The sequence below is a fragment of the Bacillus sp. AP8 genome, assembly GCF_000321185.1.
In the GTDB taxonomy this organism is placed as follows: Bacteria; Bacillota; Bacilli; order Bacillales; family DSM-1321; genus Bacillus_AD; species Bacillus_AD massilioanorexius.
In genome coordinates, this window is sequence record NZ_CAPG01000066.1 from 1 (window position 1) to 5,202 (window position 5,202).

At 32.2% G+C, this 5,202-nt stretch carries 4 protein-coding genes; all 4 read right to left on the reverse strand.

Translation table 11 applies throughout. The features are described from left to right. Positions 1-226: 226 nt before the first annotated feature. The 4 genes from BN349_RS16355 to BN349_RS16375 all read right to left on the reverse strand — a co-directional run bounded on the left by BN349_RS16355 (position 227) and on the right by BN349_RS16375 (position 5,090). Positions 227-502, reverse strand: coding sequence for a hypothetical protein (locus BN349_RS16355; protein ID WP_019243411.1), 276 nt, complete (start codon positions 500-502; stop codon positions 227-229). An 822-nt stretch (positions 503-1,324) separates the two neighbouring features. Beyond that, positions 1,325-2,530: a multidrug efflux MFS transporter NorA gene (gene norA / locus BN349_RS16365; RefSeq protein WP_019243413.1), complete on the reverse strand. Its 1,206-nt coding sequence runs from the start codon at positions 2,528-2,530 to the stop codon at positions 1,325-1,327. 75 nt (positions 2,531-2,605) lie between these two features. Further along, positions 2,606-3,448, reverse strand: a complete 843-nt coding sequence (locus BN349_RS16370) for a MerR family transcriptional regulator (protein ID WP_019243414.1) — start codon at positions 3,446-3,448, stop codon at positions 2,606-2,608. 1,114 nt (positions 3,449-4,562) lie between these two features. After that, complete coding sequence (locus tag BN349_RS16375; protein WP_019243415.1) at positions 4,563-5,090, reverse strand: dihydrofolate reductase family protein; 528 nt, start codon at positions 5,088-5,090, stop codon at positions 4,563-4,565. Between the last annotated feature and the right edge of the window lie 112 nt (positions 5,091-5,202).

Genomic DNA, 5,202 nt, shown 5'->3' on the forward strand with positions numbered 1-5,202 from the left:
TTCATTCTCAAGATGAAACCGAACAAAAATAATTCTTTTTTAGAATAACATATTTTTTTAAAAATAGCAAACGTTAAAAATATCGAAATGTTTAACGTTGTAAATCCTCAGTTTCATGACGTCATCCTATAAGTTCTTTCTATACTAACCTTCGCCGATAGCTGTATAAAAAAAGCTAATCACAGCTCTTAATATAGAAATACGGCACTGGATAACTAAATAAACTCTAGTTCTTATTACGATTATAGTAATAGTTAACTGATGTAAAATAAATTAAAGCTGAACAAAAAATGAATACTAAAAATTCTTTATTTTTTTCGACTCTATTATGCTCTTCACTAAAATACAGCTTCAAATTCCCATCTAAAGATATTGATACTGTAATTATGGATAATATTAAGCCAAGTGAAGCAAAGACTCCATATATATTTAGTACGGTTCTAATACTAAATGTTTTCTGATTAGCATTAACACTATCGGGCGACTGGGGATTTCTCTCCAAATTAGGCACCCCACCTTGATTGGTCTAATATTCATCAATAAAAGACACGTTTTATTTATATCTTGGTAGACAACTGTACACGTCCAACATTTGATGCATACGATATCTTATCTGAATTAATTGGGATGTGATCATTATGTATCAGCAAAATCAAATTCAGCCTCAACATACACCACAGAATACAAATATGTGTCCAACACAAATGTTACCTCCACAATTTACTCCAACAAGACACATAGTAAAGAAAAACACTATAGTACATGTAGTACCGCACTTTCATCCATGTCCATGTATTTACCATAGAAGAAAACGATTTTAAAATTTCCCTCTCTAGAGGGATTTTCTGTGTAGAAAAGAAATCCTATATTCATAAATTATTCTTTACTACTTGAGAATATAAAAATAGTGCTTCTATTTCAGCTATCATAAATCTTAGTTCACTTCCAACACCTCCAATACCTTCAATTTGCACTGCAATATCCCCTCTACATAAGACCTTTCATTATTTACTGTCATGAAAAATTCACACCTTTTAAAATCAAGATTTTATCTTAGAATTTAAATCACATAATATATACTGTGTAGATTATTGAGTTAAACTGCCTCTTAGTAGCATAAAAAAAGAGCTGTAATTACAGCTCTTTTTTACTACTGCCCCCGTTCGATTAAGTGTAAATATTCACAAATTTAAATATCTAATCCCGAAGTATCTATTCATAATCAAAAACTAATGAAATATGTGACTTTAGTCCAACTATGCCTATTGCGCAATGAAAACGACAAAAGGCTATATAGAAAAGGCCTTTTCTATATAGCTTCACATTATCCATTGTATTTTTGAGTTTCTACTTTTAGTGTCAGCTTTTTATCAAACGGATTTTTCCAGAACATCGTAATCGCAAACCCTGCAACCACTACTATCGCTCCAAAATAGAACGGATAGTTAATGTCAATATCAAACAGTTGACCGCCGATAATCGGTCCCAAAACATTGGCAAGTGATGTAAAGAACGAGTTCATGCCTCCAACAAAACCTTGATCATTACCTGCTATTCGCGATAAGTATGTTGTAACTGCCGGACGAATTAAATCAAAGCCAATAAACACAGTAAATACCACTGCCATAATCGCCCAATATGAATTCACTAGTGTTAAAACAAATACTAAAATACCTGACAGCACTAAACTCCAGCGAATTAAAGAGATTTCACCCATCATTTTTGTAAGCTTATCAAACAGTGCCACCTGGAAAATGGCACCTAAAATCGCACCACCAGTAATGGCAATCGCAATATCCCCTGGCGTGAAGCTAAACTTATGATCTACAAATAGTGAGAAGAACGACTCAAATGCTGCCAAACCAAACGATGAAACAAAAATAACAATGAATGCAATTAAAAACATAGGCATCATTATTTTTTTCAGGATGCTTTGTTTCCCTGCTGCAGCTTTATTCATTGGCATCTCCTGACGGTCAGGCTCAGATAATAGTACAATTGATAAAATCGCTGCTACAACACCAAGTACACCTGCAGTATAAAAGGGCACTCTAATACCAATATCCGCTAAGAAACCACCAATACCAGGGCCAATAATAAAACCTGTACTAATCGCAGCTGACATATAGCCAAGTGCTTTCGGACGTGTAGTCATGTCCGTAATATCCGCAATAAATGCTGTAACTGCTGGCATAATAAACGCCCCGCTTACCCCACCTAAAATACGAGATATAAACAGTACTTCTACCGTTTTACCAAAACCAAATAAAAACTCTGAAAAACCAAATACAAACAAGCCAAGAACGATCATGATTTTACGACCAAATTTATCTGCAGCCTTACCTGCAAATGGTGAAACAATCAATTGTGTTAACGCAAAGGCAGCTGTTAAAAATCCAACTGTCGCACCACTAATATTTAATTCATTCATTAAAGTTGGCAATACTGGGATTATTAGGCCAATACCTAAAAAGGCGATAAACAAGTTCATTAGTAAAATGCTGAGCGAAATTTTTTGTTTTTTACCCATTACTAAATCCTCCTTTTTTTAACTTGCTATAACAAAATATAAACCCTACAGTAACTGTAAGGTCAAGAGGATTGTTCATTTTATTTGAATTTTTAATTCTACCATGAACTCGGACTTTTTGTTTGGTAAATAGCTTGTCGGCATTAATACTTCAAATACTTTCGCATTCGCACCTAGATTTAAATAAGTTACATAGTCATAAAGCTTCTTGTATGATGCTACATACATATCATTACTAAAAATAAACGCTATACAAGCATAACGACCTGCTGGCATTTGTAGCACCTCTACACCCGGTGCAAGCTTTTCTAAATAACGCTCGGTTAACAATGGCGTAAAAAGATAATTGTAATAAAAGTCATTGATCGTCTCATACTGCTTTAGTGGAAAAATCCCTCCATAACGACTATTCATAACACTACCTTCACGCTCTAGTGTTTCAGTTAAAGCTCTAAAATACTTTTCCGGTGTATACAAAATGGTCGCATCAGAGGTTTTGATCGCTAAAATACGCTGTGAGGTCATATCCATTTCATATACTTCTTCATATACCGGTATACTAATTTGTTCCTCTAAATGTTTCTTTGTCTTTAAAAGCGTATAGTGCACCTCTTGCATTTGCCTCATTTTTTGCTTAACAAGTTGCTCCTGTTCTGCTAAAAAATCGACTAGCTGCTTCGGTGTTAACGACTGTGCATACTTAATGTCCTCTAACGACGTTCCGATAAACTTCAAGGACTTAATCAAATCTAAACTATGAAGTTGTGACTCACTGTAATAACGATAATTCGTTTTTTTATCAATATAAATGGGCTTAAAAACGCCTATCTCATCGTAATAATGAAAGGTGCGAATTGGTAAATTCATTATTTTTGAAATTTCACCGATTGTTAGCAGTTTTTCTTGTTTTTCTACCATTTTCTCCTCTCCATTTGTTACATTTTTTATTAGCTTATCATAACATAAAAAGGGTCTTGGTTTCGTGCTGTTCCACAGGAGTTGATCTCCTAAAGACCAGCACTATCGTCTAATTTTTCTATTCTTTTGCCCATGCAAAAACTCCTTCACATAATAGGTCAACATGAAACTAAATAATTCTTATATTTCCCAACCGCTAAATTACATTAATTACCAGTTTAACTAACTAATTAGTCATGATAAAATATTCAACTAACATTGATAAAAATGAAAGATGATAAACTTGACTCGAAAAGAAAGTGCTAAGCATATAACGTTATCCTATGACGCATTTCGTATAATCAATGGATGTGGATATAAACTAACAGACGTTAACGAATTAGAAAAAAAGGCGAATGTTTACATTACATTGTTAAAATAGATACAACTAAATCCTTTAAATTTAAAGTTGATATCAACAACTCAGAAAAACCTTATAATGTAGAATCTCATGGAAATGTATCGCTTGATACTTTTCCATCTATTTAAAAAAATGCTGCTTAATTAAATACTATATAATAGATAAAATCCTAAACCAGTCTACTAAGGCTGGTTTATAGATTTCACAAGACACATTATCTAAGAACTATTAATGATTTAATAATTAACGTGGCATGATGAATATAATATTTATTTAAAAGGTGGTAAGCCATTTAATGTATAAATACATCTTTTTTATAATACTATTTCTAATTCTTTTACTCATATTAGGTTCATTGCTTAATCCACTAAATATAATTATTCTCATTCTTAGTCTATTGGTGATAATTTCTCTTTACTTTACCATTTCTGAAAAAACATATTTCTTAACACTCTTTATCATTCTGTTTTATTTAACTATAGTTTTCATTGTTTTTAATTTTAGAACCATTTTATTTTCTTAGAATATAAAACCTTATACAAAATTTATTTCTCATTGAGCTAACTTCCCCCGTTAGCTTTAGCTGCATAAAGAAAGACTGCCTTAACGACAGTCTTTCTTTATGCAGCTATTAATTTTCTAACGGCTTTTAATAAAAATGTAGTTGAAAAGGTATCATTCTTCCTTTATCAAAAATAGGAAAGATGGTAAAGATTATTTTTTTATATAATGAAGCATAGCAAGCTGACCTAATTTTTCTACTTTCGTTAGTGTATACTTTTGCGTAATATCATCTCCGGTATAGAGGGAAATTCCTTTCCCTAAAATAATGGGTGCAATGGCTAGTTGGATTTCATCAATTAAATTTTCTTTAAAAAATTCACGGGCTAAATTCCCTCCGCCAACTAACCATATATCTTTACCAGGCTTTTGTTTTATATTTTCAATAAAAGTTTTGACCTCTTCATTAATAAATGAGGCATATTCATCTGATCCACTAACAGAATTAGAAAACACATAATTTTTATAATCACTATAAGGATAATCCATATCAAATCCATGAATGACATCATACGTTCCTTTTCCCATCACAACCGTATCTATTCTTTCAAGCAGTGAATTGTAGCCAGAATCCCCTTCTACTTCCGTTGATTCTAACCATTCTAATGTACCATCATCATTTGCAATATAGCCATCAATTGATGTACCAATGTATAAAATAATGTTACGCTGTTTTTTCATTTAAATCTCCTTTACTTTGTTTTAAATATCTTAATGTAAATACATATATTATGTAATAGAGCTAGTATAGTCTTATGGACACAACTAAGTTAAGTCAGTAAAATGTGCTTAT